5 protein-coding genes are annotated in these 5010 nt (G+C 57.1%); 1 reads left to right on the forward strand and 4 read right to left on the reverse strand.

The features are described 5' to 3' along the window. Positions 1–109: 109 nt before the first annotated feature. The gene (locus tag VIL80_RS02105) at positions 110–1123 is read left to right on the forward strand and encodes an SMP-30/gluconolactonase/LRE family protein (protein ID WP_332034508.1); all 1014 of its coding nucleotides are present in this window, start codon (positions 110–112) and stop codon (positions 1121–1123) included. Between the two features lie 86 nt (positions 1124–1209). Here VIL80_RS02105 and VIL80_RS02110 read toward each other — a convergent pair whose 3' ends face one another. From VIL80_RS02110 to VIL80_RS02125, 4 genes are all read right to left on the reverse strand, one after another. Next, a complete protein-coding gene (locus tag VIL80_RS02110) occupies positions 1210–1584 on the reverse strand; it encodes a cupin domain-containing protein (protein ID WP_332034509.1) in 375 nt (124 codons plus the stop codon). A gap of 66 nt (positions 1585–1650) precedes the next feature. Next, a complete protein-coding gene (locus VIL80_RS02115; RefSeq protein ID WP_332034510.1) occupies positions 1651–3096 on the reverse strand; it encodes an aldehyde dehydrogenase family protein in 1446 nt (481 codons plus the stop codon). A 36-nt stretch (positions 3097–3132) separates the two neighbouring features. After that, positions 3133–3927: an enoyl-CoA hydratase/isomerase family protein gene (locus VIL80_RS02120; protein WP_332034511.1), complete on the reverse strand. Its 795-nt coding sequence runs from the start codon at positions 3925–3927 to the stop codon at positions 3133–3135. Beyond that, positions 3914–5010, reverse strand: a 1097-nt coding sequence (locus VIL80_RS02125; RefSeq protein WP_332034512.1) for a CaiB/BaiF CoA transferase family protein, incomplete at its 5' end; no start/stop codon positions are given. The genes VIL80_RS02120 and VIL80_RS02125, both read right to left, overlap by 14 nt.

Genomic DNA, 5010 nt, shown 5'->3' on the forward strand with positions numbered 1-5010 from the left:
TTTGTCAGTGTCACCGACATTCCCTACCAGCCTTTGGTAGACGCGGCGACCGCGGTAAATCGCGAACTGTACCCGCGCCGTTTTGGCACCATGCTGGATACTGCCGCCGATGCACAGTAAGCGAAATGTCGGCGCTATCTGGCTAGTTGCCGCGCTGCTTGGAGTGTTGGTAAATAGTGCATATGCCGTCACAACCGCCACCGTGGAAATTTTCGATTCTCGGGCACTGGAGTTACTCGAGCGGGGTTCCGAACTGGAATTACTCGCCGAGAGTTTTGAGTGGACGGAAGGGCCTGTTTGGGTCAAGGCGAACCCGGAGGAGGGTGGCTTCGAAAAAGACAGCCTGTTGTTTTCGGATCTCCCGAATCACCGCGTGTATCGCTACCTTCCGGGAGAGGGTGTCTCTGTCTATCTCGAAGACAGTGGCTTTTCCAATGGCCTACTCCTGTGGCAGCAAAAGAAATTGCTGTTGCTGCAGTCCAGGTCGAGACAGGTGGCGCTGATGGACGCGCCCCTGGCCAAGCCCGAGAGTCGCTTCGAGGTGGTTGCCAGCAGGTTCGATCAGGGGCGATTGAACAGCCCGAACGACGGCGTGCTGCATAACAGCGGCATACTGTTTTTTACGGATCCACCCTACGGACTCAAGCAACAGCTGGACGATCCTGAGAAAGATCTGGATTTCCAGGGTGTATATGCGCTGCATCCCGATGGCCGCCTGCAGCTTGTCGACCGCGGAATCCTGTACCCCAACGGCATAGCGCTGTCCGCGGATGAGCGCACGCTGTACGTGGCCGCCTCAGACCCTGAGGTGCCAGCGTGGTATGCCTATGATGTTGGGCAGGATGGCGAGGTCGGCGAGCGACGGGTGTTTTATCGGACAGACATGGGTGAGATAGCCGCGGAAGAGGCTGCCCACGGCCTGCCGGACGGTCTGAAAGTGCACAGCTCGGGAATCGTCTTTGCCACGGGTCCGGGGGGCGTCTGGTTGTTCGACCCATACGGAATCGTACTGGCAAAAATTCACACACCCAGTGTGGCCGCCAACCTTGAATTCAATGGTGATCAATCCGCGGTGTATATCACCGCCCACAAAACGCTGCTGCGGATGAATCTTAAGAAATAGAGCGCGCAGGCTTCATCGGTCTGAAGCCCTGCATTTTCAGTGCTGTTCCGCGGACCGGAACATGGCGGGTATTGATAGCGACGAATTTAATTCGATCGCTTGGTAAATAGGATGACACTCTTGTCATTGCCGTTCATCCAGCCGTGCGGTGTGTTGGGCCTGAAGGTAATAAAGTCACCGGCCGAATAATTGACTCCTTCGGTTCGTTTTTCTTCCGCATCGCCTGCATACAGGATGCCGTGGCCACTGACGACATACGCCAGCCAGGCTTCATCCGACGTGTGGATGGGATATTCCACCGCGTAGGGTTCAATCTCGAACTGGAACATGAAAGTGCCGGCGTCTTCCACTGCGCGCGCTTTCCAGCCTGGCATGTTCTCGTGACTGGTAAAGTCAGGCGCTTCGGTGGCCTCTATGGCGCTGGCGCCCTGGTGTTCGAACATGATGTAGTGTTTGGACATGATGTTTGCTCTCGTTATTGTTCTTAAAAAGAAACGGAGGCAATCGCCTCCGTTTTTGTGCTTCTTTTAATTGCAGTTCAGGTACACCGCACGTTTCTGCAGATAGCCTTCGATTCCGTAGATACCATCCTCGCCGCCAATACCGCTGCGCTTGTGGCCGGAGTGATAACCCTGGATGTAGCCGACGATTTGTTTGTTGACGAATACGGTGCCGACTTCCAGGCGTGCAATCGCATCCATAATGGTGCGGTAGTTATTGGTCCACAGGTAGCAGCTCAGGCCGTCGTTGCGGCGGTTGGTGATTTCCACCGCTTCCTCGTAGGAAGAAATGGTGACGATCGGCAGCACCGGCCCGAAAATTTCTTCCCGTGCCGCCGCCATGTCCGCGGTTACGCCCGACAGTACCGTTGGCATATACCAGTTGCCCTTGGCGAATGCCTCGCCTTCGGGGCGGCCTCCGCCACACTCCAGGGATGCGCCGGCATTGATGGTTTCCTGCACGATGGAATCCACCCGGTCCAATCCCTGCGCTGTCACCGAAGGTCCCATGTTGGGGTTTTCCATCGGGTTGCCCACGGTCAGCTGCCTGACCTTCTCGACCACTTTGCGGGTGAACTCTTCGGCCAGATTTTCGTGTACCAGAACCAGTTCGGCACAAATGCAGACCTGACCGCAGTTCGCGTAGCGGGAGATCACCACGGCATCTACGGCTTTATCAAGGTCGGCGTCGTCCAGGACAATGAAGGAAGCCTTGCCGCCAAGTTCCAGGGATACCGCGGTGACATTTTCGGCCACCGAGCGACAGATGGCCTGACCCGCGCGGATGCTGCCGGTAAGGCTAACCAGCTGGGTGATGGGGCTTTTTACCAAATGCTCACCCACGGCGATACCAGAGCCGCTGATAACGTTGATCACGCCCTTGGGAATACCGGCTTCTTCCACCACTTTGGCAAATTCCATCGCGGTGACCGGGGTCGCCTCATGGGGTTTGATGATCATGGTGTTGCCGGTCACCAGTGCGGGACCGACCTTGCGGCCGATAAGGGCCAGCGGATAATTGAAGGCGCACAGTCCGATGGTAACGCCGAAGGGAACTTTCTGGATCCACAGTTGTTCGTTGGGGCTGTCCGACGGAAAGATGTTGCCTTCGAGACGGCGGGCGGCCTCGGCGGAATAGGTCAGATAATTCAGCGTATCGTCGAACTCGCCGTAGGCTTCATTCAGGGTTTTTCCCTGTTCCAGCACCAGCAGTCGCGCGAAGTGATCCCGCTTGGGTTTCAGATTTTCCACCAGGCGGAGAAGATGGCGGCCGCGCTCGATGGCCGGCAGGTGTTTCCAGCTTTGCAGTGCGCGCTGTGACGAGGCCAGGGCAGCATCGGCCTGCGCCAGTGTACAGTCCGGGACGCTGGCGAATACTGCGCCGGTTGCCGGGTTTTCAACGGTAAGTTTGTCGGCGCTATCTATCCATTCGCCATCGATGTAGCACTGATAATGTTGTTGGGTATCGCTCATCATCTTCTCCCTCGGGCTTTTATCTTTTCTTGCGTATTACTGATTGAATTTTGGTGCACGTTTCTCGAGAAACGCGTTCAGACCTTCCTTTGCATCTTCCGTGCGGTAGAGGGAGTCCGCGAGTTCGGCCTCCAGTTGCAGGGCGCTATTCAGCGGCAGGGAACTGCCTTCACGCACGGCGCGCTTTGTGGCAGCCATGGCGAAACCCGGTGCGCGGGCCAGTTCTCTTGCGAAATTCATGGTGCCTTCGGCCAATGCTTCAGGAGTGTACAGTCCGTCCAACAATCCCAGCTCCTGAGCATGACAAACGCCGAAGGTATCGCCAGTCAGCAGAATTTCCAGTGCAGCACGGCGCCCGATGCGGCGCACCAGACGCTGAGTGCCGCCATTGCCGGGAATCAAACCCAGCTTGATTTCCGGCAGACCAAAGCGGTAGTCGCCCTCGGCGGCAAAGATGAAGTCGCAGGCCATGGCGATTTCCAGTCCGCCGCCCAGGCAGTGACCGGCAACTTGCGCGATATAGATTGCGCTACCGTTTTCAATGGCATTGGCATTGGCGCGGGCCTGCATTACCAGCTCGAGGTTTTGCTCCACGGAATTGCTGGAGAACACCTTGATATCAGCACCGGCACAGAAGAAACGTGACAGACTGCTGTCGATGATGACGACGCGGATGGACGGGTTCTGATCCACCTCCTTGATCGCTGCACCTATCTCGCTCAGGAATGAATTGTGGTACGCATTCGCCGGCGCAAGGTTCAGGCTGATACGCGCGATTCCATCCTCCTCCACGGTGAGAATGACATTGCCGTTCTGGTTATTTTCTCTCATTACCGCCTCCATTATTTTTCATTTCTTGCAGAATGGCATTCCGGTGCTGCCCAAGTTTGGGGGCCGGTTTATTGCCCCACAGGATGGACTCGTCAATGCGGATGGGGCATCGGCTGGTGGTGAGTGCGCCTCCACCATCCAGTGGAATGTGTTGCAGCATGTCCAGGCGTTTAAAGCCGTCGTGATTCATCAGCTGATCCCAGTCGAGTACTTCGGCGCACCAGATATCGGCGGGCTCCAGTAATCCAAGCCAGTGCGTGGTGGATTGCGTAGGCATGTGGTCGGCGAGGATTTGTTTGATTGCGTCGCGTTCGCGGAAGGCACAGTCCGGATCGCTATAGGGCAGCAGCGCGGCGCAATCGAGCAGTTGTGCCAGGTCGGCCACGCGCCCCATGGACAGCGCAATATAGCCGTCGGATGTGCGGTAAAAGCCGTAGGCGCCCGCGACCAGTGTATGGGCGCCGTTCACGCGTGCGCGCTCGATTTTTTGCGAGGGGTCGTGTAGCACAATGGTTAGAGGTTCGAACTGGAAATCGATCATGGCCTCCAGCATGCTGACCTCTACATGAGCACCTTCTCCCGACATTGCACGTCCGAACACGGCGGCGAGAATTCCCTGTACCAGTTGTGCACCGGTAAAGATGTCGGCGACGGGCACGCCCATGGCGACAGGGCCATCTTTACTACTTCCGGAAAGCCAGGTGAGGCCGGAGAGGGATTGCAGGAGCAAATCCTGGCCCGGGCGATTCTTCCACGGGCCTTCATTGCCGTAGCCGGTGATTTCACCGTAAATCAGTTGAGGATTGATTGCCTTCACCGACGGGTAGTCGAGCCCGAGCCGCGCCATGACTCCGGGGCGGAAATTCGCAATCAGAATGTCTGCGCGCTGGATCAGGCTGTGAATTTCCGCGCGCTGTCCTGGATCTTTCAGGTCTGCAACGAAGCCTTCCTTGTCGCGGTTGATCGCGTGGAACAGCGTGGATTCGTTTTCCAGTACGCAATCCGAAAGGTAGAGGTTACGGCAGTCATCACCGCCTTCGGGGCGTTCGATTTTAATCACGCGGGCGCCCAGGTCTGCCAGGC

The sequence above is a fragment of the Microbulbifer sp. genome (assembly GCF_036563125.1).
Taxonomy (GTDB): Bacteria; Pseudomonadota; Gammaproteobacteria; order Pseudomonadales; family Cellvibrionaceae; genus Microbulbifer.